The organism is Gordonia sp. B8661-1 (assembly GCF_059427765.1).
The window spans coordinates 15,216-38,592 of sequence record NZ_JCAHRL010000005.1 but is presented as its reverse complement, the minus strand read 5'-3'; the positions used below and the strand labels follow the sequence as shown (position 1 = coordinate 38,592).

At 66.3% G+C, this 23,377-nt stretch carries 26 protein-coding genes and 1 tRNA gene; 16 read left to right on the top strand and 11 right to left on the bottom strand.

The genetic code is table 11. From position 1 onward, the window contains the following. Positions 1–7: 7 nt before the first annotated feature. Entirely contained in the window at positions 8–433 is a 426-nt protein-coding gene (locus AC4JJG_RS12025) for a DoxX family protein (RefSeq protein WP_495401635.1), read from the bottom strand. Positions 434–678: 245 nt separating this feature from the next. On the opposite strand from AC4JJG_RS12025, the gene AC4JJG_RS12020 reads away from it, so the two are divergent. Together AC4JJG_RS12020 and AC4JJG_RS12015 are read left to right on the top strand one after the other, a co-directional pair. Then, on the top strand, positions 679–2,046 hold the full coding sequence (locus AC4JJG_RS12020) for a M1 family metallopeptidase (protein WP_495401636.1): 1,368 nt from the start codon (positions 679–681) through the stop codon (positions 2,044–2,046). A gap of 11 nt (positions 2,047–2,057) precedes the next feature. Beyond that, the gene (locus AC4JJG_RS12015; protein WP_495401637.1) at positions 2,058–3,302 is read left to right on the top strand and encodes a lipopolysaccharide biosynthesis protein; all 1,245 of its coding nucleotides are present in this window, start codon (positions 2,058–2,060) and stop codon (positions 3,300–3,302) included. Here AC4JJG_RS12015 and AC4JJG_RS12010 read toward each other — a convergent pair. Beyond that, on the bottom strand, positions 3,245–4,102 hold the full coding sequence (locus AC4JJG_RS12010) for a glycosyltransferase family 2 protein (protein WP_495401638.1): 858 nt from the start codon (positions 4,100–4,102) through the stop codon (positions 3,245–3,247). The genes AC4JJG_RS12015 and AC4JJG_RS12010 overlap by 58 nt on opposite strands. Before the next feature lie 57 nt (positions 4,103–4,159). Here AC4JJG_RS12010 and ppgS point away from each other — a divergent pair, with 57 nt between their 5' ends. Beyond that, complete coding sequence (gene ppgS, locus AC4JJG_RS12005) at positions 4,160–4,906, top strand: polyprenyl-phospho-N-acetylgalactosaminyl synthase PpgS (RefSeq protein ID WP_495401639.1); 747 nt, start codon at positions 4,160–4,162, stop codon at positions 4,904–4,906. Between the two features lie 5 nt (positions 4,907–4,911). Beyond that, positions 4,912–5,265, top strand: coding sequence for a DUF2304 domain-containing protein (locus AC4JJG_RS12000; protein WP_495401640.1), 354 nt, complete (start codon positions 4,912–4,914; stop codon positions 5,263–5,265). Between the two features lie 71 nt (positions 5,266–5,336). Here the strand turns inward: AC4JJG_RS12000 and AC4JJG_RS11995 are convergent, their stop codons facing one another. Together AC4JJG_RS11995 and rfbA are read right to left on the bottom strand one after the other, a co-directional pair. Beyond that, the gene (locus tag AC4JJG_RS11995) at positions 5,337–5,954 is read right to left on the bottom strand and encodes a dTDP-4-dehydrorhamnose 3,5-epimerase family protein (protein ID WP_495401641.1); all 618 of its coding nucleotides are present in this window, start codon (positions 5,952–5,954) and stop codon (positions 5,337–5,339) included. 3 nt (positions 5,955–5,957) lie between these two features. Beyond that, positions 5,958–6,833: a glucose-1-phosphate thymidylyltransferase RfbA gene (gene rfbA / locus AC4JJG_RS11990; protein ID WP_495401642.1), complete on the bottom strand. Its 876-nt coding sequence runs from the start codon at positions 6,831–6,833 to the stop codon at positions 5,958–5,960. Positions 6,834–7,047: 214 nt separating this feature from the next. On the opposite strand from rfbA, the gene rfbB reads away from it, so the two are divergent. Then, positions 7,048–8,052, top strand: coding sequence for a dTDP-glucose 4,6-dehydratase (gene rfbB / locus AC4JJG_RS11985; RefSeq protein ID WP_495401643.1), 1,005 nt, complete (start codon positions 7,048–7,050; stop codon positions 8,050–8,052). Here rfbB and AC4JJG_RS11980 read toward each other — a convergent pair. Then, the gene (locus tag AC4JJG_RS11980) at positions 8,049–8,348 is read right to left on the bottom strand and encodes a hypothetical protein (protein WP_495401644.1); all 300 of its coding nucleotides are present in this window, start codon (positions 8,346–8,348) and stop codon (positions 8,049–8,051) included. The genes rfbB and AC4JJG_RS11980 overlap by 4 nt on opposite strands. Before the next feature lie 494 nt (positions 8,349–8,842). Here AC4JJG_RS11980 and AC4JJG_RS11975 point away from each other — a divergent pair, with 494 nt between their 5' ends. From AC4JJG_RS11975 to AC4JJG_RS11965, 3 genes are all read left to right on the top strand, one after another. Continuing rightward, positions 8,843–9,163 (top strand): hypothetical protein, encoded by a 321-nt coding sequence (locus tag AC4JJG_RS11975; RefSeq protein WP_495405771.1) that lies wholly within the window; start codon positions 8,843–8,845, stop codon positions 9,161–9,163. A 50-nt stretch (positions 9,164–9,213) separates the two neighbouring features. Continuing rightward, on the top strand, positions 9,214–9,945 hold the full coding sequence (locus tag AC4JJG_RS11970) for a hypothetical protein (protein ID WP_495401646.1): 732 nt from the start codon (positions 9,214–9,216) through the stop codon (positions 9,943–9,945). A gap of 127 nt (positions 9,946–10,072) precedes the next feature. After that, on the top strand, positions 10,073–10,387 hold the full coding sequence (locus tag AC4JJG_RS11965; RefSeq protein WP_495405770.1) for a hypothetical protein: 315 nt from the start codon (positions 10,073–10,075) through the stop codon (positions 10,385–10,387). Positions 10,388–10,404: 17 nt separating this feature from the next. Here the strand turns inward: AC4JJG_RS11965 and AC4JJG_RS11960 are convergent, their stop codons facing one another. Next, positions 10,405–11,295 carry an alpha/beta hydrolase gene (locus AC4JJG_RS11960; RefSeq protein WP_495401648.1) on the bottom strand — a complete coding sequence of 297 codons (891 nt, stop codon included), beginning with the start codon at positions 11,293–11,295 and terminating at the stop codon, positions 10,405–10,407. A gap of 134 nt (positions 11,296–11,429) precedes the next feature. Between AC4JJG_RS11960 and galE the strand changes: the two genes are divergently transcribed. Next, a complete protein-coding gene (gene galE / locus AC4JJG_RS11955) occupies positions 11,430–12,449 on the top strand; it encodes a UDP-glucose 4-epimerase GalE (RefSeq protein WP_495401649.1) in 1,020 nt (339 codons plus the stop codon). A gap of 97 nt (positions 12,450–12,546) precedes the next feature. Here the strand turns inward: galE and AC4JJG_RS11950 are convergent, their stop codons facing one another. The 3 genes from AC4JJG_RS11950 to AC4JJG_RS11940 all read right to left on the bottom strand — a co-directional run bounded on the left by AC4JJG_RS11950 (position 12,547) and on the right by AC4JJG_RS11940 (position 16,561). Next, positions 12,547–14,607, bottom strand: coding sequence for a DUF6541 family protein (locus tag AC4JJG_RS11950; RefSeq protein ID WP_495401650.1), 2,061 nt, complete (start codon positions 14,605–14,607; stop codon positions 12,547–12,549). A gap of 65 nt (positions 14,608–14,672) precedes the next feature. Continuing rightward, the gene (locus AC4JJG_RS11945; protein ID WP_495401651.1) at positions 14,673–15,911 is read right to left on the bottom strand and encodes an MFS transporter; all 1,239 of its coding nucleotides are present in this window, start codon (positions 15,909–15,911) and stop codon (positions 14,673–14,675) included. After that, positions 15,908–16,561 carry a GntR family transcriptional regulator gene (locus tag AC4JJG_RS11940; RefSeq protein ID WP_495401691.1) on the bottom strand — a complete coding sequence of 218 codons (654 nt, stop codon included), beginning with the start codon at positions 16,559–16,561 and terminating at the stop codon, positions 15,908–15,910. Before AC4JJG_RS11940 ends, AC4JJG_RS11945 begins: the two co-directional genes overlap by 4 nt. Positions 16,562–16,834: 273 nt before the next feature. Here AC4JJG_RS11940 and AC4JJG_RS11935 point away from each other — a divergent pair, with 273 nt between their 5' ends. Together AC4JJG_RS11935 and AC4JJG_RS11930 are read left to right on the top strand one after the other, a co-directional pair. Next, positions 16,835–18,052: an NAD(P)-dependent malic enzyme gene (locus tag AC4JJG_RS11935; protein WP_495401652.1), complete on the top strand. Its 1,218-nt coding sequence runs from the start codon at positions 16,835–16,837 to the stop codon at positions 18,050–18,052. A 135-nt stretch (positions 18,053–18,187) separates the two neighbouring features. Further along, positions 18,188–19,045, top strand: a complete 858-nt coding sequence (locus AC4JJG_RS11930) for an endonuclease domain-containing protein (RefSeq protein ID WP_495401653.1) — start codon at positions 18,188–18,190, stop codon at positions 19,043–19,045. Positions 19,046–19,123: 78 nt separating this feature from the next. Here AC4JJG_RS11930 and AC4JJG_RS11925 read toward each other — a convergent pair whose 3' ends face one another. Continuing rightward, the gene (locus AC4JJG_RS11925) at positions 19,124–19,798 is read right to left on the bottom strand and encodes a 4a-hydroxytetrahydrobiopterin dehydratase (protein ID WP_495401654.1); all 675 of its coding nucleotides are present in this window, start codon (positions 19,796–19,798) and stop codon (positions 19,124–19,126) included. A gap of 63 nt (positions 19,799–19,861) precedes the next feature. On the opposite strand from AC4JJG_RS11925, the gene AC4JJG_RS11920 reads away from it, so the two are divergent. The 3 genes from AC4JJG_RS11920 (at position 19,862) to AC4JJG_RS11910 (ending at position 21,486) form a co-directional block, all read left to right on the top strand. After that, a complete protein-coding gene (locus AC4JJG_RS11920; RefSeq protein WP_495401655.1) occupies positions 19,862–20,437 on the top strand; it encodes an ASCH domain-containing protein in 576 nt (191 codons plus the stop codon). Positions 20,438–20,494: 57 nt separating this feature from the next. Further along, positions 20,495–21,343, top strand: coding sequence for an esterase/lipase family protein (locus AC4JJG_RS11915; protein WP_495401656.1), 849 nt, complete (start codon positions 20,495–20,497; stop codon positions 21,341–21,343). Positions 21,344–21,410: 67 nt separating this feature from the next. Further along, positions 21,411–21,486 (top strand) — tRNA-Thr (locus AC4JJG_RS11910). 139 nt (positions 21,487–21,625) lie between these two features. On the opposite strand, the gene AC4JJG_RS11905 is transcribed toward AC4JJG_RS11910, so the two are convergent. Next, positions 21,626–22,051, bottom strand: a complete 426-nt coding sequence (locus AC4JJG_RS11905; RefSeq protein WP_495401657.1) for a hypothetical protein — start codon at positions 22,049–22,051, stop codon at positions 21,626–21,628. Positions 22,052–22,234: 183 nt separating this feature from the next. On the opposite strand from AC4JJG_RS11905, the gene AC4JJG_RS11900 reads away from it, so the two are divergent. Further along, positions 22,235–22,429: a hypothetical protein gene (locus AC4JJG_RS11900; protein WP_495401658.1), complete on the top strand. Its 195-nt coding sequence runs from the start codon at positions 22,235–22,237 to the stop codon at positions 22,427–22,429. A 10-nt stretch (positions 22,430–22,439) separates the two neighbouring features. Further along, positions 22,440–23,333, top strand: coding sequence for a LysR family transcriptional regulator (locus AC4JJG_RS11895; protein WP_495401659.1), 894 nt, complete (start codon positions 22,440–22,442; stop codon positions 23,331–23,333). Positions 23,334–23,377 lie beyond the last annotated feature (44 nt).

The window sequence follows — 23,377 nt, the reverse complement described above, 5'->3', positions numbered from 1 at the left end:
ACGCCTCTCAGTCGATCACTTCGCGGCGACGCCGGCGCCGGAAGATGTAGTGATCCGCGGAGGCACTACCGGCCTGGGCGATGCCCACTGCGAGCAGACCCGCGATCAGCGCCAACGGCAGCTCGTAGCCACCGTCCTGATTCCAGAATCCGGCATCCCAATGCGCGTACGCGATGGCGCCGATCATGTCGGCGATCAACAGGATCGACACCAGCGGTAGCAGCAGGCCGAGGATGAGCAGGATGCCACCGATGAACTCGACCCAGGTGGCGTACTGCGCCGCCAGCGCCGGAGCCGGGATATCCATCCCTCGGAACCCCTCCTCCACCTTGTCGATTCCGTTCGTATGCAGCTTCTGCCAGCCATGCATGATGAAGATGAAACCGAGGATCAAGCGCGCCACGAAGAACGCCACGCTTCTGATTCCGAACATGCCTTCCCTTTCGATTCGCCCGACCGTCACTATGCGGAACTACCCCACCTTGAACCGGACCGCGGTCCGGTTGCTGTTCGATACTCTCACACACCGGCCGCCCGGTGCATCTCCCCCGCGGCGGGTAACCTAAGTGTCCGCGACAACGTCCGACGTTCGTGGGACATTCACAGATGACACGGCGCCGAACCGGGAGAGCGCACCGATGTCGGGTTGCGACGGAACCGAAGCAGTGAGGAGAGCGTGTGCCGGGTAAGTCTGCGGGCAGGTCACTCAGAGGACCACGGCAGCCGCTACTCGGCGCCCCGCTCGACGCCCTGGATCCCTATCTGCCGGACAACGGCAACCTCGGTTACCGCATCTCCCGATATGACCTCGAACTCGAGTACAAGGTGGCCGCCAACCGGCTGAACGGCACCGCGACCCTCACCGCCACCTCGTATCACCAGTTGCGGCGCTTCACATTGGATCTGGCGTCGACGCTGTCGGTCTCGCGGGTCACGGTGAACGGCAAGCGTGTGCGGTACAGCCACCGCAACCGCAAACTCTCGATCACCCCGGACACCCCGATTCCCCCGGGCGGTGCGATGACGATCGTGATCCGCTATTCCGGAACACCGCGCCCGATCCGGGGCCCGTGGGGCGAGGTCGGCTGGGAAGAACTCACCGAGGGATCGCTCGTCGCGAATCAGCCGAACGGCGCCGCATCGTGGTTTCCGTGCGACGATCACCCGAGCGCGAAGGCCCCCTACCGGATCTCCATCACCACCGATTCGCCGTTCTACGCGCTGGCCAACGGGGTGCTCGAATCGAAACGCACCCATGCCGCACAGACTACCTGGGTCTACCAGCAGGTCGAACCGATGCCGACGTACCTGGCGTCCATCCAGATCGGGCTCTACAAGAAGAAGGTGTTGGCCACCAAGCCTTTCCCGGTGCACGCCATTCTCCCGCAACGTCTGATGGACACCTTCGAGGTCGACTTCGGCCGCCAGTTGGAGATGATCGAGGCCTTCGTCGAGATGTTCGGCCCCTACCCGTTCCCCACGTACTCGGTGGTGGTGACCGACGACGACCTGGACATCCCGATCGAGGCGACGAGCCTGTCGACCTTCGGCGCCAACCACTGCGACGGCACCGGGCACGCGGAACGCCTTGTCGCGCATGAACTCGCACACCAGTGGTTCGGCAATTCGGTGACGCTGGCGCGGTGGCGTGACATCTGGCTGCACGAGGGTTTCGCCTGCTACGCCGAATGGTTGTGGAGTCAGCGGTCCGGCGGCCGCAGCGCCGCCGAGTGGGCCCGCGTCTACTACGACAAACTGGCCGCCAACCCGGTACGCGTACCGCTCACCGATCCCGGTGCACGCGGCATGTTCGACGACTGGGTCTACAAACGCGGCGCCCTCACTCTGCACGCGTTGCGCCTCACCATCGGCGACGGCAACTTCTTCGCATTGCTGAAGCGCTGGACCGAGAAGTATCGGTACGGCTCGGTGACCACCGAGGATTTCATCGCGCTGGCCGCCAATTATTCGACGACGTCGCTCGGACCACTGTGGGACGCATGGCTTTTCCAGCCCGAACTGCCCGCCTTTCCGGGTCCGGCCTGACGGACCGCGGCATGACCGGTGACCGGCAATCCCTCAGCCGGGTGACTCTTGCGACGGTGGTGGCCGCCGCCTCGGGCTACCTCGTACTACTGCTTGCGGCACGGGATCTGGGTGCGGCCGGATATGCGGTCTTCGCCGTGTTCTGGGCCGCGTACGGGATGGTCACCGGCGCGCAGAACGGCCAGCTGCAGGAGACGACGCGGGCCATTCGCGCAGCGAGCGACTCTCCGAAATCCGATGCACCGGAGGCCTATCCGTGGCGGATCAACGCCGCGATCGGCGCCGGTATCGCGGTGATCGTCGCGGCCACCTCCCCACTGTGGAGCGCACAGGTCTTCACCGAACACCGGTGGTTGTCGGTGGCATTGCTGGCCGTCGGCGTGGCGTTCTTCGCGATGTACGCACATCTGAGCGGCGCCCTGTCCGGCACGCTGTCCTGGGGCGCGTTCGCAATCCTGCTGTCGGTGGACGCCACCATCCGGCTGGCCGGCGCGGTGATCGCCACCGTATTCGGCCTCGGACTCACCGCCTTCCTGGTCATCACCGTCGCGGGTTCGGTGTCCTGGATTGTGCTGCTGGCCTTGTCGCCGACCGCCCGGCACGTCATCGGACTGCCCGCCGACATCGGAACCCGGCGGTTCACCACCCAGACCGTCACCGCCATGGCCGCCGCGTTGGCGAGCGCCGTTCTGGTGATGGGCTTTCCGGTCCTGATCCGTGCCACCGGCGATCAGGATCCGGCCGACGTCCTGGGTGCGGTGATCCTCGCGGTGACCCTCACGCGAGCCCCGCTCCTGGTGCCGCTCAACAGCTTCCAGGGCGTTCTGATCGCACGGTTCGTCGACGCCGGCTCCCGGTTGACCGCATCGCTGCGCACCCCACTCGCGGCGGTCGGCGCGGTCGGGATCGTCGGTGCCGGAGCGGCCTGGGCGGTCGGCCCCTGGCTGATGCGCACGGTCTTCGGTGGCGAATTCGACTTGGCAGGTTCGGCTCTCGCGTGGTTCACACTCGGTGCCACCACGCTCGCACTGTTGACGATCACCGGCGCGGCGGCCCTGGCCGTCGGTGCGCACCGCTGGTACGCGGCCGGCTGGTGGGCGGCCACACTCTCGTCGATCGGACTACTGCTGCTGCCGCTCGGGGTGACCGATCGGGTCGCGATCGCCCTGATCGCCGGCCCCTTGATCGGGATGGCGGTTCACGGAGCCGGCTTGGCTGCCCGCACCCTGCCCAGCACGGCCGCCACCCGCGACTGAGCGCGGTTGAGTCGCGAGGTGACATGCCATCGCGCACTGCGTGCCGCTCGCGGCCACCCGCGTTCCGCACACCGACGAGCCTCACCGTCGAAGAAGGCGTTCTCCTCGGCGAAGCGCCTTCCGTCCACGGCCTGCACGGAACTCACCGACGCCTGATGCCTGCGATAGCGGAACACCACCGTCGGGTCGAAGACCAGTGATCCGCCATCCGCCGCGAGGTCGACGAGGAGCGCAAGGTCGAGCACGATCTCCAGCCCCGGCCGGAAGCCCACCGCCCGGACCGCCCCGGTGCGCCACAGCAGCGACGGGAAGTAGGTCCAGTTGCCGCGGTACAGTCCGGCGGCCAGATCTTCGCCGCGCAGTTCGACGGGTCCGGACGGTGCCAGCACCGACTTGATGCGATCGCCGAGCGGCCGGATCACCTCATCGGTGTCCCCGATGACCTCGACGCCCGGCTGGATGACGGCCGCATCGGGATGTGTCGCGGCGAGCCGTCGAACGGTGGTCAGGTAGTCGGGCAGCATCACGTCGTCGCAGCCCATCACCACGAAGTACTCGGCCTCGACCAACTCCACACATCGCCGGAAGTTGCCGTTGACGCCCAGGTTCGTCTCGTTGCGCAGGTAGTGCACCCGCGGATCAGCGAGGGATGCGACCCATTCGCCGGGCTCCGGATCGGGATAGCAATCGTCGACGACAACGAGACGGAAGTCCCCGTCGCTCTGGTCCAGCACGCTGCGGACTGCCTGCCGGAACTGTGCGACGTCGCCGTAGAAGGGCATCATCACGTCGATCGGCACGCGACAACGATAACCGCTGACCGGAGACGCCCGGCCGCCTCGGTTAGGGTTACCGCTATGGGTTCCGGTGCCACCAGCGACGACGGTGCCGTCACCGCTACCAACTCCGATGTCTGGCTCGTCATCCCCGTCTACAACGAGGCGCAGGTGATCAGCGATGTGGTGCGCGAGGCCGCGCGGACCTTCCCGAACATCGTGTGCGTCGACGACGGCAGCCGCGACGACTCCGCGGCCCGTATTCGTGCCGTCCACGACAACGGACATCCCACGGTGCGTCTCGTGTCGCATCCGGTGAACCTCGGCCAGGGTGCGGCCATCCAGACCGGCGTCGAGTACGCCCGCTCCCAGCCGGGGGCTCGGTACTTCGTGACCTTCGACGCCGACGGCCAGCACCGCGTGGAGGATGTCGAGGCGATGATCGCGCGGCTGCGGACCGAGCCGGTCGACATCATCGTCGGCACGCGCTTCGCCGAGGGCCGCAGTGAATCCGTACCCCTCGTACGCCGAATGGCATTGCGCACCATCGTCTTCCTCAGTCCTCGCACCCGCCGCCTGGGACTGACCGACGCGCACAACGGATTACGGGCCTTCACCAAGACCGTCGCCGACGACCTCGACCTGCTGATGAGCGGCATGGGCCACGCCTCGGAGATCGTCGTGCTGATCGACCATCACCGATGGCGGGTCGCCGAGCAGCCCGTGACGATCCTGTACACCGACTACTCACGCGCCAAGGGGCAGTCGCTGATCAACGGCGTGAACATCGTCGCCGACGGTCTCCTGCACACCCGAATGAGGAAGTGACACCGATGATCTGGTTCCAGATTCTGGCGATCCTCGTGCTCGTGGTTCTCGTCGGGTTCTTCATCGTCAGCCGGGGCACCGCCCGTGCATCGGCCGGCGTGAAGATCCTCTTCGTCGCCTTCGTGGTCTTCGGTGTGTACGCGATGCTCCGGCAGGACGACGTCACCTGGGTGGCCAACAAACTCGGCATCCAGCGCGGCCTCGACCTGGTGTTGTTCCTCCTGGTCATCGCGTTCGCGTTCACCACGATCTCCACCTATCTCCGCTTCCGCGAGCTGGAGATCCGGTACGCCCGACTCGCTCGCGCCATCGCACTCCAGGACGCGAAGCGGCAGGACGACACGTCGTCGCCGGACTGAGCTGCTGAAAACGTCCGTGTGAGCGACCTCCGAGGGCAATATGCCCTCGAAGGCCCCTCAGGAGGAGGTTTTCAGTCGGCGAGCGCCCGCAGATAGGCCGCCACGTCGTCGTACGACGGCAGCAGTCCCGAATCACGCGCTTCGGCGAGCGAGGGCGCGGCGGTGTCCTTGGCGGACAGTTCGTACTCGAGCGGAGAGCCGTCGCGAGCCGTCGTCGGCCAGTCGATGCCCAGTTCGGGGTCCAGCGGGTTGATGCCGTGTTCGGCGCCGGGGTTATAGCCCGTCGAGCAGAGGTAGGTGACCGTCGATCCGTCGGCGAGGGAACAGAATCCGTGACCGAGTCCTTCGGAGAGGTAGACCGCACGGCGATCCACGTCATCGAGCAGGACCGTGTCATAGGCACCGAAGGTCGGGGAGCCGACCCGGATGTCGACGATGACGTCGAGGATCGCGCCGGATGCACAAGTCACGTACTTCGCTTGTCCCGGCGGGACATCCGCGAAATGGATACCGCGCAGCACCCCGGCGGCCGACACCGACAGATTGACCTGCGCGAGATCGAGTCGGTGACCGGTGAGTTCGGACAGCAGATCGCCCTTGAACATTTCGGCGAAGACCCCACGGTCATCGCCGTGCTGAACGGGCGTGAATTCCCACGCGCCGTCGATGGACAGCGGACGCACCTGCATGACTCAGAATCCCTTTCCGCGCGACAGTAATTCGAGAAGGTAGGTTCCGTACCCCGACTTCACCAGCTTCTCGGCCCGCACGCGAAGTGCATCGTCGTCGAGATACCCCTGCCGCCAGGCGATCTCCTCCGGCACCGCGATCTTCAGCCCCTGCCGCTGTTCGACGGTCCGCACGAAGTTGCCGGCATCCAGCAGTGAGTCGAATGTGCCGGTGTCGAGCCATGCCGTACCCCGGGGAAGGACCTGGACGGCCAGCTTGCCGCGGTCCAGATAGTGCGCGTTGATGTCGGTGATCTCGTATTCGCCTCGTGCGCTGGGCTTCAGGCCGCGCGCCACCTCGACGACGTCGTTGTCGTAGAAGTACAGTCCGGGCACCGCGAAATTCGACTTCGGCTGCGCGGGCTTCTCCTCCAGCGATATCGCGGTCCCGTCACCGTCGAAGTCGACGACGCCGTAGGCGCACGGGTCGGCGACCCAGTAGGCGAAGATCGCCCCGCCGTCCACATCGCCGAAACCCTGCAGCTGGCTGCCGAGCCCCGGACCGTAGAAGATGTTGTCGCCCAGCACCAGTGCCACCGACTCGTCGCCGATATGGTCGGCGCCCAGCACGAACGCCTGGGCGAGCCCGTCCGGCGACGGTTGCGTGACGTAGGAGATGGTGATGCCGAACTGATCCCCGTCGCCCAGTAGGGACTGGAACGCCGCACTGTCGTGCGGGGTGGTGATGATGAGGATGTCGCGAATGCCCGCCAGCATCAGGGTGGACAGCGGGTAATAGATCATCGGCTTGTCGTAGACCGGCACCAACTGCTTGCTCACGCCCTGCGTGATCGGGTGCAGCCGGCTCCCCGTCCCCCCGGCGAGAATGATTCCGCGCATGTCTCACAGCCTAAGCCGTCCGGCTCATACTGTGCGCGACGCCGCCATCAGCTGCCGCACAGTGCCCGGGAGAAGCGTCCGCCGACGGCCATCTGTGCAGGTCGAGACGTACGAGGGTGATTTCCGGCGAATGACCGAAGCCCGTGCGCCGTTCCGGTGACTCGGTCACAGTTCGGCGCGCCGGTAAGGTGCAACCGGGGAAAGGGGCACACACGTGCGGGTACTGGTCACCGGCGGCGCCGGCTTCATCGGGGCAAATTTCGTGCTCCGGACGCTCGAGCAGCGACCGGATGTGTCGATCACCGTGTTGGACAAGCTCACCTACGCGGCCAATCCGGCCACGCTCGATCCGGTGGCCGACCGGATCGACCTGGTGAAGGGTGACGTCGCCGATCCGTCCGTGGTCGACGACCTCGTCGGCAAGGCCGATCTGGTCGTGCATTTCGCCGCCGAATCCCATAACGACAACTCGCTCGCCGACCCGTCGGCCTTCGTGCAGACCAACCTGGTGGGCACGTACACGCTGCTGGAGGCGATCCGGCGCCACGGCGTGCGATATCACCACATCAGCACCGACGAGGTGTACGGCGACCTCGAACTCGACGATCCCGCCCGCTTCACCGAGGACACCGCCTATAACCCGTCGAGCCCGTACAGCTCCACCAAGGCCGGCTCGGATCTGCTGGTGCGGGCCTGGGTCCGCTCCTTCGGCCTGCGTGCGACGATTTCCAACTGCTCCAACAACTATGGGCCGTATCAGCACATCGAGAAGTTCATCCCGCGCCAGATCACCAATGTGCTGTCCGGCCGACGGCCCAAGCTGTACGGCGACGGTCGCAACGTGCGCGACTGGATTCACGTCGACGACCACAACGACGCGGTGTGGGCGATCATCGAGCGTGGCGAGATCGGCGAGACCTACCTGATCGGAGCCGACGGCGAGGTCGACAACCGCACGGTCGTGGAATCCATCCTCGAACTGCTCGGACAACCGGCCGATGCCTTCGACTTCGTCACCGATCGTCCCGGCCACGACCGCCGCTACGCGATCGATTCGACGCGTCTGCGCACCGAATTAGGTTGGCGCCCACACTATGTGGACTTCCGCTCCGGACTGGCCGCGACCATCGACTGGTACCGCGATCACGAAAGTTGGTGGCGCGACGGCAAGCTCGCCGTCGAGCAGAACTACGAGGACACCGAGAAGGTCATCGGTTAGATCCGGTTGATTCCGTCGAGCTCCGGCCTGGGCTGATCGACTCGGAGTTCTGCGCCGGCATCGACAGCGGCGTCAGCGAAGTGTGGGTGTGGAGCATGGATCCGCAACTCGTCAGCCGTGTCCGACATCGATGCACGGCTCAACCATTCAGGAAATCGCTGGGTCCCCCATCCCATCCACAGGAGGGGCGCCGACCAGCCAAAGAGCAGCAGGAACGAAGCAAGAACCTCCGAAAATGGCATCACCAGACGCGGCACCAGGAAGAACATCGCCAGCGCGGCTCCGAGGAAGGCCACAGTCCGCGCCCTGTGCCACCAAAGGCGGCGCCGGCAATGCACACAGGCCGGAACGGACCAACGAAACGTCGGTTGCGTCTGCTTGCGTCGTGAGCGCTGCCTGCGCGACCACTGTCGAGGCATCCAGTGAAACAGCAACAGTCGGTGCCACAGCGGACGGCGATAGTGCCGAGTCCTGGGCCACCATTGCAACTGTCTCGACCACGTCCGCGGATTACCGTGCGGGACACAGAGATTCGGAATGGAGTTCGCCGCGACTCGTTCCAGATTCCGACGGTCGTCGGGTGCACCTGGTTGCTGCGCTTCTCGGTCGCCCACCGGCCGGAGCACGAATACCACCTGGTCATCACATGTCACCCGGCCGATAGTCCACCCTGCCGAGCCGATACGCAACCAGCCACAACGAAAATCGTCAAGCGCCGTCCTCGATCCGAATGGTGCAATTCGGACAACGGACTCGTCTCGGCTACGGTTGGATCCTCAGCGCGCACTACATGGTCGAAGTCGATCACCAGGAGTTGCACATGGACGTGGACCCGAAGGAACTCACCGTATTTGCGGACAAGCTAGCAAAACTGGGTGACGAGGCAACGACAGCCGGTTCCTACATCGATGAACACTTCAGCGGCCTGACGGGCGACGGCATGATCTTCACAGGCATCGTCTCGACGGTCGACGACACCCGAGCATCACTCACGGCGAATTGCCGCAAGATCACCCAACTCGCGCGCGAACTCCAAACGACCACCGAAGGTATTCGGTCCGACTACGTACGACAGGAAGACGTCAATCGCTCGTCCTTCCCGAATCCCTGACGCGGTCGCTTCGCGGCCGGCTTTCGATTGACGAGTGACAAGGATTGACGATGACCACGCAACCATCAGCAGCGCTCACGACACCCGTCCCCGCAGATCCAATCCCGGATGTTCTCGAGAATGCCCTCAGCGGTTCATATGTCAGCCCCACGTACTGGCTCACCGCACCGGTGAACAAGGCGTTAGGGTTCGCAGGAGTCAGGAACCCAATGGATACCATCGCCGAGTCTGTGGCAGGTGATTGGACCAAGGTGCAATCGGCTGGGGCCGCCGCCACGAATTTGGCAGAGTTCAACACGTTATTCGAGAAGTCACTCACGGCTGCGTCCGAGCATGTTCAGAAGTCATGGCGGGGCGAAGCAGCCAGCGCGTCAGACCGGCACATCAGCGAACTGTCCGCAGCAATCGGCGCGCAGAGCTCGGCGATCAAGGCGATGGGTAAGCAGATCGAGAATATGGCCTTCGGCATGTACGAGATGTCACAGGCCGTGAAGGGTCTCTTGGCAATACTGACCGACAGGGTCATCGAGGAAGTCATTGCACTTGCGGCAGCAGCAGCGGCGAGTTCGCTGGCGGCCACCGGTGTCGGCGCCGCAGTGTCGGCTGCGGCATGGGCGAACGCCGTGCGCGTGGCCTGGACGGTTTTTGATACTGCGCAGGATGTCATCAGCGTGCTCAACTACGCATACCAAGGCGCACAGGCCACGGCGGGCGGAATCATCGGACATGCCGCCCAGATCAAGAACGCCGAATTGCCCGCACTCCCGGGGGCAACTGCCTGATATGCCGACCGCAGACGATCAAGCGCCCCTCCTCCCTTCGTTGGAAGGCAACCCCGCTGGAGACTGGAGTTTGCGGCGATCACTCAAGACCCTCCAACAGACCAGTGCCGATCCGGAGTTCGTAAAGATGGTCTCCGACGTACTCGCCGGGAAGGTACCGCTGCGTGACATCGCAGATTCGAGCATATTCACGAAGGTTGTGTTCCCGTTGGCCGTTAGCGGAGCCGAGCAAGCACCAGAGCTGACTGAGGACGAGCTCGAATCACAAGCCGCCCGCGCCACTGGGGAGCTGGAAGCCGCATACGCAGAAGCTCGACGCAACACAGAAATCGGCCTCACCGAAGATCCCGCGAACCGGTCGGACGAAGAGTACTACGAGGAGACGACCGCTCCCGACGATGATGACCGCTCAGGGCCGTCCATCCTCGGTTCCGCCTGGTGATTTCGTGAGCGTTTCAACTAACTACCCTGGACAACCACCCGGTCGAGGAAGTCCACCTGATCGGCGATGACCTTCTCGAAGGCGTCGCCCACGTAGATGTCGAAGTGTCCTTCCGGGTAACGGATCATCTCGGCATTGGGGGCTCCCTCGACGAACTTGATCGTCGGCCCGGGCGGGGCGACCGAATCGTTGTCGCACACACAGACGAGGGTGGGGCAGGTGATGTCGCGCAGCTTCCGTCCGGGTCGCGCGAGCGGGATGGACAGACCGATCCGGGCCGCCACCTCATTCACGAAGGACGACTCCGGCGGCACCATGCCCAGATATCCGGGTACCACATCAGGAGCGGTCATCAGCGCGGCCGCGTGTTCGGGGCCCGCGGTGCCGACCCGCACCGGTTCGCGGCCGATGGCCGTGCCCGCCAGATCGAGCACCGCGCGCGTCGTCACCTGGGCAGCGGTCCGGAAGTCCATCGCCAGGGTCGACGCGAGGCCACTGGTGAACGGACATTGCGCGATCACCGCGGCCACATTGCCGTCCCGCGCACCCGCGACCATCACATGACCGCCCGCGAACGAGGTCCCCCACAGGATGACCCGATTGCCGTCGACCTGCGGGAGCGATCGCGCGTAGGCGATGGCCGCCGCCCAGTCGTCGAGCTGACGCCGGATGGACAACAGTTGCCGGGGCAGTCCTTCGCTCGCACCGAAGTGCCGGTAGTCGAAGACGAGAGCTGCATATCCGGCATCGGCGAACCGTTCGGCGAAGGCGTCCAGCCGCATTTCCTTGACCGCGCCCAGACCGTGCGCCATGACGATGACCGGCGGATTCGCCACCCCGTCGGGCACGTACAGCCAGCCTCGGCACACCACTCCATCGGACCGGAATTCCACATCGGACCGCGACATCGCCACCCCCCTGTTGACCGGATACCCGCGCGCTGCCGATACCCAGAGGCACCGTATCGGCTGGGAGCGCGACCGACAACACCACCGCGGGTCCCGCACGGCCGACGATCAGGCCGTCGGCCTACGGTGGTGGCATGCGGGTACTCGTCAGCGGGGGCGCCGGATACATCGGCTCCCACACCGTCATCGCACTCCACACCGCCGGCCACGAGGTGGTCGTGGTCGATGACTTCAGCAATGCCAAACCGACCGTCATCGCCCGCCTCGAGGCGCTCACCGGCTCACACGTTCCGGTACACGCGATCGACCTCACCGACGTCGACAAGACCGAACGACTCTTCGCCGACGAACAACTGGACGCGGTGATCCACTTCGCGGGTTTCAAGGCGGTCGGCGAATCGGTCGCGAAGCCGCTGGAGTACTACCAGAACAATCTGGACAGCACGTTCTCCCTTCTGCGGGCGATGGCACGGCACGACGTCCACACCTTGGTGTTCTCCTCGTCGGCGACCGTCTACGGCGCGGAACCGCAGTTGCCCATGACAGAAGATCTGCCCACGTCGGCCACCAACCCGTACGGCTGGACCAAGGTGATGATCGAGCAGATCCTCACCGACGTGGCGGCCGCCGACGATCGCTGGCGGATCGCCGCCCTGCGGTATTTCAACCCTGTCGGGGCGCACCCCAGCGGCGACATCGGCGAAGACCCCAGTGGCATCCCGAACAACCTGATGCCGTTCGTCGCACAGGTGGCGGTGGGCCGCCGCGACACACTGTCGGTGTTCGGTGACGATTACGACACCCCTGACGGCACCGGTGTCCGCGACTACATCCACGTCGACGACCTGGCCGCCGGACACGTCGCCGCACTCGAGCGGATCAGCACCCACGACGATCCGATGTCGATCTGGAATCTGGGTACCGGACAAGGGGTTTCGGTCCTCGAGGTGATCAAGGCCTTCGAGCGGGCCAGCGGCCGGCCGATTCCCTACGAGATCGCCCCGCGGCGGGCCGGGGACATCGCCGCGTCGTACGCGGATCCGACCCGGGCCAACACCGAATTGGGCTGGCGGGCAACGAAGACCATCGACGACATGTGTGCCGACACGTGGCGCTGGCAGTCGGCTAACCCGAACGGCTACCCGGACGCCTGATCCTCGCCGGAATCCCCACAAATTCTTCCCCGCACAGCACCACCGACCGGATAATCCAGTTGGGTTGCCTCTCAGGGGATTTTTCTGTGGGGATTCGCTAGGCCGGCGGCGTCAGCACGGTGTCGCGCACACGATAAACGGTGACGTTCCCCTTCTGGAAGACCACCTCCAGGCCCGGCGCCCCCTTCTGCCGTAGCGCCAGGAACGGATCGCCCTGATGCCCGCGATCCGGATCGGGTACCCCGTTCTGGAAGGCCCAGTAACTCGGTGGACTGTCGATCACGTAGTGCACGTTCATATCTCGCACGATGCCGTCGATCTTCGGATCGGCACCGATCGTCGCCACACCCCAGAACAGATCCCGTTGACGTTGGGAGAAGTCGTCGGAGCGGTAGAACGGGAACAACGGCGTGAGACCGGTGACCGGATAGATCCAGCCGGTGCCCTGATCGAGATTGTTGAGGACGAGACCGTCGCGCGCGTCGGGTCGCTCCGCCAGCCAGCGGTAGGCGGCCAGGTCGTCGGCGCCGACGAGTTTGCCACCACGATCCTTCGACGCGATCTGCGCGTTCGACGGGTAGCGCCACACCGCGCCGCCCGCGATCACCGCGAGAAGCGCCACGAAGGCCACCGGCATCACCCAGCGTGCGGCTCGCGGCCGTACAGGTGCGGGCTCCGGCGACAATCGACGCGCGACCCACCGCGCCACCAGCAGCACCGCACCGCCCAGCGCCAATCCCGCTGCGGCGGCGGAGAACATCGCCACCACGAAGGTCAGCCGGTGCGGGGAGTTGTAGAAATAGCCGCCGATGGCGCCCAGCGGATAGGACAGCGGACCCAGCGACACCACCGCGTTCGCGGTGACCAGGACGAACAGCGCCCAGCAGGCGAGTCCCGTCCAGCAGCGCAGCCACGCGAGCACCGCGAGGCCGATCACGGTCAGGATGATCAGCACCCAAATCGGGTAGTACCGCTCCAGCGGGATGGTCCCGTTGAACGCGGCCTGAGCCAGCCCCTTCGCGACGCCCACGGTGTCGACGCGGAAGTCGAAGAACGGCAGCTCGTTGGTATCGGCGACCTTGATGGTCCCGAGGATCACCGGGAAGCTCAGCAGCAGGGTGACCACGCCCCCGACGACCAGCGTCCCGAGGTCACGCATCCGGCCGTGCCGCGGCCGCCACAGACCTTCGGTGAGCCACCAGAGCCCGACGATGACACCGGCCAGGATCAGCCCGGACGGATGCGTGGCGGTGACACCGGCGAGCGCGACCGCCGCAGGTACCAGGCGCCGACGATCCGTCATCGCACTGATCACCAGTACGGCGGCGACCGGTGCGAGCGACACCCCCACCGCGTTGGGCACCGAGGTCAGCTGCACCTCGACATAGGGCAGCGAGGGAAAGAGCGCGCTCAGTGCCGCGGCGCTGCCGGCCAGGAACCCCGAGGTCCGCGTCCCGAAACGCCTGCGGGCGAACCAATAGGTCAGGGATGCGACGCCGAACGGAACGGTAATCGCAAGCACCGCAGGCGAATACGTGTTGTACAGCTCCACCGGTTCGGCACCGGTGAGCGGAAAGAGTAAGGCGCCCAGCGCATGCCAGGTGTTCGGATAGTAGTTGAAGCCGTGGGTGTCGTAGTTCATCAGCTCACCCATGCGCAGTGCCGAACCGATCCCGGTCTCATGGATGAAGCGCAGAGAACTGGCGTGCCACAGGGAATCCCACACCTGGGGCACCGTGTTGAGACCCGCGAATCCGGTGTTCACCAGCGGGCGGATACAGGTGATCACGATGACCAGACCGCCGAGCGCGATGCCCGCGGCCACCCGCAGCACACCGGTGCGGTCCAGCGGCGGATCCGCTCGCGGATCGTCGGCGGGCTCAGGCGTCAGCCCTCGCAGCGGCCGCATCCGCAACAGCGTCGCGTAAGCCCACGCGGCGAGCATCGCGATGATGAAGGCCACGAGTGCGGTGATGATGTTCCACTCGAAGCCGATGACCCCGTAGAGCACGGTGAACACGCTGACGATCGCGAAGGTGATCGGCGGCCCGGCCGCCACCGCAACCGGCCACGGCAGCGTCATCCGACGGCCGACCAGCGCGCCGGGCACGATCAGCAGCACCGCCGTGACGACGGTGATCCACGCACCCAGCAGCATCGCGCCCTGTACCTCCCGATTCGGCGCCCCACGCCGGATGCGTGGCGCTCAAACACTCTGTGAGGTTACCGGGAGCGCACATCCAGCCGATGCGCCGCCGCCGCGATGAGCAGGCACAGCAGTGCCGCGCCCACCCCGACACCGAACATCATCGGATAGGTGACCGAGGTGTAGGTCTCCGACACCCAGGCCAGCACGGCGGGTGCGGCGAAGCCCAGGTAGGTGGCGCTGTAGAACACCGCGGTCAGTCCCGCGAGGTTCGTCGGACCTGCGATCCGCTGCACCTCCAGCAGACCCGAGATGACCGCCATGCCGTAGCCGCAGCCCAGGATCGCGGCGGCGACCAGCGACAGCCAGATGGTGAGCGTGGCCGCGGCGGCAGCGGCCAGCGCCATTCCGGCGGCGACCACGATCAGTGCGAGGACGACGCCACGCACACCGTCCGGATCGTCGATGCGACGGCCCAGCGTCTGGATGGTGAATCCGGCGGTCAGTCCGAGCACGCAGCACAGCGCGGCGAAGGCGATCGGCGCACCCGACGTCCGCTCGGTCATGAGGGACGGGATGATCGCGTAGGCCGACGCGCACGCACCGAAGACCCAGGGCGCCACCGGCAGCACGATGAACAGGAACCGCCGGTGCCCGATGCCCGGGATGCGCAGGTCGTCGATGAGACGGCCCGGTTCGTCGGTGCGCTGCCTGGTCTCCGGCGAGCGGAGAATCCAGAGGAGCGCGATCACCGACAGCACGATGTTGATGACGTACGGGGTGACGGTCGGCCACGGTCCCCATTCGGCGAGCACCCCGGCGACACCTGCCCCGAGTCCGAAGCCGGCGGTCAGGCTCATCGCGGCACGGCGGGCGCCCGCGGCGGCGGTGTCACCGTCGCGGAGGCTGATCTCGGCGATCCAACTGCCGCCCACCGCCATCGACAATCCGAGGGCGATTCCGCTGGCGATCCGCCCGGCCGCCAGCAGGCCCATCGAATGCGGGTCGAGGGCCAGCAGCACCGACCCCAGCGCGGCGAAGATCGGCGCGGGCAGCATCAGGGGCCGTCGGCCGATGCGGTCGGACAGCGGCCCGCCGATCAGCAGCGCGGGCACGATGCCGATCACGTACGCGAACAGCAGGCTGTCGACGGCGACGGCCGACAGTCCGCCCTGCTGCCGGTACATCACCAGCAGCGGCGTGAACTCGTTGCCGCCCCACGCCGCGGCGAAGACCGCCAGCGCCACCGGAATCCAGCGCTTGCGGTGAGGCGTCGTCGGTGCCGTGGACGGTGTGGCGTCGATGGTCTGGCTCACCGGTTCGCCCCCGTCCGCAGGTCGTGCACGGCATCAAGGTGTTCGGCGAGCAGCGCGGCGAATCGGTCGGCGTCACCGTCGGCGATCGCGGCACACAGGTCGCGGTGATCGTGCACGATGCGCGTCGGCACCGCCGGATCGCGATGCACGCTGGCCGTCGTCATCCGGCGATGACGTTCCCCGAGGCCCGTGAAGAATCCGGAGAGCATCGAGTTGCCACCCGCACCGACGATCAGCTGATGGAATTCGGCATCGAGCCGGGAGAACTCGGCGATGTCGTCGGGGTCGGTCGCCTGATGTGCGTGCAGATTGTCGCCGAGGGACTCGGCCAGCGCGGCCCGGCGAATCGGATCGTCGACGACGGCCCGCACCGCATGCTCCTCGAGCAGCAGCCGCGCGTCGACGACCTCGGCGGCCTCCCGGTCACCGATCGGGACCACGAGGGCGCCCCGTTTGGGATACAGCCGCATCCACCCTTCGGTCTGCAGGCGCAGAAACGCCTCGCGCACCGGGGTGCGGGACACGTCGAATCGCTGGGCGATCTCGCCCTCACTGATGAGTTCGCCGCCTTCGATCCCGTTGGTCAGGATCAGCTCCTTGACCTCGGCGTACACACGGTCGGCCGCCGAATCGGCACTCGTACGCAACATAGACACAAGTTGTATTCTAGACCGCTGCATGCGGCGCGGGTAACCCACCTGGCCGCGATTGCGACGCAGGTGGGAGAATTGGCGGGTTCCGCGCCCCTGGATTGACCCCGCTGTCGGCGCGGCGGTTCGCGGACCGGCAAGACGGGCACCACCCTCGCCCACGGCAACCGCGACTCGATCAGTAACCGCTTCCCGGTCGCCATCGCCGTCGACCGGAGCCGCCGAACACACTCGCACCCGCGGGCCACCCGCGGGCCGTCCAGGAGGAACACCGTGGCCAGCACGGCAGACAACGCCCAGACCGACACGTCGATCGCGGAGCCGAGCATCACCGATCAGCCCATCACCGACGACGAGATCTTCATCGCGCACGCCGGCGGCAAACTGTCGGTCGAGTTGCGCGCCCCCATCGACACCCAGCGCGACCTGTCGATCGCCTACACGCCGGGCGTCGCCCAGGTCTGCCGCGCCATCGACGGTGAGCAGGAACTCGTCAACAAGTACACCTGGACCGATCGCCTCGTCGCCGTGGTCAGCGACGGATCGGCCGTCCTCGGACTCGGTGACATCGGCCCGCGCGCCTCGCTGCCGGTCATGGAGGGCAAGTCGGCGCTGTTCCGCAGCTTCGCGGGTCTGAACTCCATCCCGATCGTGCTCGACACCCAGGATCCCGACGAGATCGTCGAGACCCTGATCCGCCTGCGCCCGAGCTTCGGCGCGGTGAACCTCGAGGACATCTCGGCGCCGCGCTGCTTCGAGATCGAACACCGCGTCATCGAGGCCCTCGACTGCCCGGTCATGCACGACGACCAGCACGGCACCGCCATCGTCGCCCTTGCCGCACTCAAGGGTGCGACCACCGTCCTGCAGCGCGACCTCACCAAACTGCGGATCGTCATCTCCGGCGCGGGTGCCGCGGGTGTCGCGTGCGCGAAGATGCTGCACGCCGCCGGCGTCGAGGACATCATCGTGCTCGACTCCAAGGGCATCGTCAGCTTCCACCGCGACGACCTCAACGAGATCAAGCAGGAACTCGCCGAGATCACCAACCCGCGCGCCGTCTCCGGCGGACCCGCCGAAGCTCTCGAGGGCGCGGAGGTCTTCCTCGGGGTGTCCGCGGGCACGATCGCCGAAGAGCTCATCGCCACGATGGCCGCCGACCCGATCATCTTCGCGCTGTCCAACCCGGACCCGGAGATCCACCCGGAGACCGCCGCCAAGTACGCGACCGTCGTCGCCACCGGCCGCAGCGACTTCCCGAATCAGATCAACAACGTCCTCGCTTTCCCGGGGATCTTCGCCGGGGCACTGGACGCGGGCGCCAAGCGCATCACCGAGCGCATGAAACTCGCTGCGGCAGAAGCGATCTTCTCGGTCGTCGCCGACGACCTCCGCGCCGACAAGATCGTCCCGAGCCCGCTCGACCAGCGCGTCGCCCCAGCCGTCGCGGCCGCCGTGGCCGAGGCAGCGCGCGCCGAGGGCGTCGCCTGACCTCAGCGGCACTCCCTACGTCTGCGGAAAACATCGTCCTCAGGGTGGTCCGAGGGCACTATGCCCTCGGAGCCCTCTGAGGGCGATGTTTTCCGCAGCGTGGAACCGTGACCCGATACTCCGCGTCTCAGCGAGATGGAACCCGGGGTCTATCACCGCACCGAACTACTGAACCGTGGCGCCAATGACACCGATATCCGGCGCGCGGTTCGCGAAGGATCACTGATCCGCCTGCGCCGCGGCTGGTACGCGACGCCCAACGCTCCCGAGCCGGTGACCACGGCCGTCACCCGCGGAGGTGTCCTTGGATGCGTGTCGGCTCTGCAGCACCATGGCCTATGGGTGCCACCGGGCTACGACTCGCTCCATGTGCGTGCCTCAAAACACCTGGGGAGTGCGCGGCAGGACTTCTGCGGACTGCCCGGGCCACCACTTCCCACAACGACCGCGATCGACTCCATTCCCATGGCGTTGCTCAGCGCGGCGGGTTGCATGTCGGACGAGGATTGGATCGTGGTGTGCGATTCGGCGCTCCATCGATTCGGGGCGCCGGTCGACGACCTCCGGGCCTCGATGCCACAGATGAGCCGGCACATCCTGGACATGCTGGCGCGCTGCGACTGTCGGTCGATGTCCGGCACCGAGTCGACCGTGCGGGTCAGGCTCCGCGCGAGGGGTTTTCACGTCGTGGTGCAACCCCACATCATCGGGGTGGGCCATGCTGATCTGCGCGTCGGCCGACTGTTGATCGAATGCGACAGCAAACAACACCACACCAGCCTCGCCGACTATCAGAACGATCGCCGGCGCGACCGCAAGTCCCTGATCAGCGGGTGGATGACCATGCGTGTCACCTACGACGACGTGGAGTACGGCTGGGATGAGACCTTTGCCGATATCGCGGCGTTCACCAGCACCGACCGCCACCGCATCCGGGGACGCAGCCCACTGCTACGGCCGAGTGGTCTCTGGGTTCCCGACTCAGGCTGCTGAAAACATCGCCCTCAGGGTGGTCCGAGGGCAATATGCCCTCGGAGCCCTCTGAGGACGATGTTTTCCGCAGCGTCGGGGTCAGCCGTCCTCGCGCGCCTGCCACGTGCAGAGGCAGATCTCGTTCCCCTCGGCGTCGGCGAGCACCCAGAACGACGGCGCCTCGGCGTCGCTGAGCAACTGGCCTCCGGCATCGAGGGCGTCCTGAATCCGTTGGTGCACAACATCATGCGGAACCCACAGGTCCACATGCAGGCGATTGCGCTGCGGTCGGGGCTCATCCATCTGCTGGAACCACACGCCGGGACCGATGGCCGCCGGGTCCGAGAGGTCGGCCGTCGTCTGCGGCGGATCGTCGCGGTATCCGAGCACCGCGCGCCAGAACGGCGTGATGGCGTCGATGTCGAGTGCATCGATGGCCAGTTCGAAGCAGGTGGGCGGAGCGTCCAGCGCTTCCAGCCCCTGATCGCGCGCGATGGCCGAGATCTCGTTGGCCAGTGCGACGTCGGCTTCGGTGAGTGTGCCGGCACTGTGCGTCATGAGCGCGAGATGCACTGAGCCATAACGTAGATCGATATCCGGATGGTGGCCGTGCCGTTCTGCCGCGTCGATGACGGCAGCGACGAACCGGCCGCCTCGAACCATGTCTCCGGTGCGGTAGGCAGCGCGCAGCACCCGCGCGATCACGCGCCACGGGTCGGACACCACTTCGGAGGCGGCGCTCATGCTGACTGGTGTTCCCGTGGAGCCGGTCATGGACTCGACCCTACGACCGTCGGGCGCGGGACGCCATGCCTCCAAGTCGCTACGCTTGCCGACATGCTCCTTCCGGTGGCGATCGCGCAGGGCGTGGCCGACGGTTCCGTCGATCTCGCATTCCGGCGTTGGGCACAGCCGAGAGTGAAGGCCGGTTCGCAGTTCCTCACCACCGCGGGACTCGTCGAGGTGACCTCCGTCGATCGGGTGCGGACGATCTCCGAGGCCGATGCGAGACGCGCCGGTTTCGCCGATTCCGCTGCCGCGACGGCCCGCCTCCGCAAGAACGACGATCCGATCTTCCGGGTAGGCCTTCGGTGGGCAGGCCCGGATCCGCGCGTCGCACTCCGCGCCGACGACCAGCTGACCGCCGACGATCTGTCCGACCTCGTGACCCGCCTCGATCGACTGGACGCCCACTCCACGCACGGACCGTGGACGCGGGCGGTGCTCGATGTCATCGCGCGACGGCCCGCGGTGGTCTCCACGGAGCTGGCAGCCGAGTTGGGCCGGGAGAGAGCGGCTTTCAAGCTCGACGTCCGCAAGTTGAAGAAGCTGGGACTGACACACAGCCTGGACGTCGGGTACGAGTTGTCGCCGCGCGGTCGCGCGCTGCTGGATCATCTGAACGGACAGTAGCTGCCGAGAACGTCGAATCCGGCACGGAAACCGGTTGCCGGAGCGATAATCTCGCTCATGCGCACTCACCGACGAGCCGGACTGTTCGGCGGCGTCATGGCCTCCACGCTGGTGGCCATGACGCTCGGAGCCGGGAGCGTCTCCGCGGCGCCGTTCCCGGTCACCACCGACGCGGTCGCAGCGACGACCTCGGGACTTCGACAATCCGCCGCCGCGTCGCCACCCGGCTCGAATCGGCCGGATTGCCGGGACCGCCACGGACGGAATCCGGTGATCCTGGTGCACGGCACGGCATCGAATCAGTCGTCCGGCGGAGCGTTCCTGGCACCGACACTGGCCAACGCCGGCTACTGCGTCTTCAGCCTCACCTACGGCCGGACGAGTTGGAGCGGCAACATCGGCGCGCTCGGCCGCAAGGACCGTTCCGTCCGGCAGGTCCGGGAATTCGTCGACCACGTCCTCACGACGACTCGCGCCCGCACCGTCGACCTGATCGGGCACTCACAGGGCGGAGCGATCGTGCAGCAGATCGCGCAATTGCCGGGTATGGCTCCCCGGTTGGGCACGGTTGTGGGTCTGGCCGCACCGGATCCGGTGAATGTGGCCTACCTCAGCATGTTCACCGAACGACTGCCCGCAACCGCCGACAAGTGGGGACCACGACATCCGAACATCCACTACGTCAACATCATCACGATGCACGACACGATCGTCGCGCCACCGCTGAACTCCTTCATGACACCGGCGCCGAACGTCACCAACATCCGGGTGCAGGACTCATGCCCCCGTTCGCAGGTCGGTCACCTCGGTCTGATCTTCTCCCCGACCGTCGGCGCGCTGATCCGGAACCAGCTTGACCCGGCACGCCGGGTGCCGGTCCCCTGCGGTCGCGACTTCACCGGTTGACCAGGGCGCGGTTTGGTGCCCGACCACCTCGCTCGCTACACTCGTGGGCGCTGCCTTGCGGCAGCACGCCGCCCTAGCTCAGTCGGTAGAGCAATTCACTCGTAATGAATAGGTCAGGGGTTCGATTCCCCTGGGCGGCTCCACGAATTGCCGCCGTTCATGCAGGTCTATGGGTCCGTCATCTGCGCCACGGTGCTCGCTCAACGCGAACGCCCACAGTCGGAAGCACTTGCGTCCTTCCGGTCGCGCAACCACTCGTTCGTCATGCCGAGACGTGATGTGTCAGCACATGGAGGTGCGCTCGCGGACGACGAAACGCCCGAGATCGACCTGGCCGTTCGATCGCGGCGCCACCTTCCACGCCGACTCGCCGCGCGTGGTGCGCGTGAATCCGGTTCTGCCGATCGGCATCGACTTGCTGTCGCGCAAAGTGGAACAGGTATTCGTCCGGCGGTACACACCGGCCTTATAGGCGAAACCGCCGTGCAGTCCCTGGAAGATCATGCAGCCGCGCGGTGAGGTGTTCAGCGTCCGCACCAGTCGCTTACGCGAATAGAGGTCCACCGGACCGACGTAGGGTGCGCCGTCCTCGGACACGACGCACACGCGTGCGGAGGGGCGCGTTGCGGCGTCGGCCGATTCGATGCCACTCACCAGCCCCATCGCCACACCGACGATCAGTAACACTCCGGCGAGGCTCCGGCGCATATCCACTCCCTTGTTGACGACGACCGTCGATGACGCTAATCCGCGATCACCATGCGACGCGACTCTCCGGCCGCACGACCGCGCAGATTCGATCCCCCGAACGACGACCCGATGGATACATACGTCGTGACCGCGCTCTCTATAGTGAGGGGACGATTCACCGGTCGAGCGCGAGGAGATGGCATGTCGGAGTTCATCGACAAGATCAAGGCCGATGCCAAGGCGGTGTCCGCGGCCATCGATCAGGAGCTGACGGTTCTCGAGGGTGTCGACGGCTACGACCCACTCCGCGACGACCAGGACACGGCCGAGCAGGACACAGCCGAGCAGACCGACGAACCGGACACCGAAGCGGACGACGCCCCGGCCGGCGCGTGACGACCTGCCGGTGACGCTCCATCGCCTCCCCGACCTCGCCGCTCTCGACGTGGTGGTCACGGTCGGCCGCACCGGAAGCATGGGTGCCGCGGCGCGTGAACTGGGGATCAGTCAGCAGGCGGTGAGTGCCCGGGTGCGCGGCGTGGAACGCGAACTGGGCGTGGAGATCTTCCTCCGATCGGCGGGCGGCGTGGAACCGACGCCGGGCGGAACCGCTGTTCTGGAATGGGCGAATGCCTTGGTGGACAAGGGCACCCAGTTCATGGCAGGCATCGACAGTCTCGTCGGCAACCGCCACGCGACGCTGGTGGTCGCCGCGTCGAAGACCGTCGCCGAATATCTGATCCCGCAGTGGGTTGCGACCCTGGCGACGCGCAGCGACGTCAAGATCTCGGTGCGGCCGATGAATTCGACCGAGGTCGTCGCGACGGTCCTGGCCTCCGAGGCCGACCTCGGGTTCATCGAATCCCCCGGTGCGGTCGGCGATCTCGACAGTACGGTGGTCGCCACCGACGAACTCGTGATCGTGGTGGCCACCGATCATCCCTGGGCGGATGGTCGCACCGTCGGCATCGACGAGCTGGCCGCCACGCCGGTGATCCAGCGTGAACCCGGCTCCGGGACGCGCGTCACCTACGAAGCGGCGCTACGGGATTCCGGAGTTCGACCGGCGGAGCCACTCATCGAACTGCGGTCGGTGACGGCGATCCGCGCATCGGTGCTCACGGCCGGGGTGGCAGTTCTGTCCCGCTTGTCCGTCGACGACGACATCGCGGCGGGCCGACTGATACGGGTCCGGGTCGACGGCCTGCGCATGCAACGACCACTGCAGGCCGTGTGGACACCACATATCTCCCTGCGTGGTCCGGCCCGCGATCTGCTGGACATCGCGACCGGCCGGTAAGCGACGCTTCGCGAACCGGGGTCTCGATACGCGGCGGACTCCGT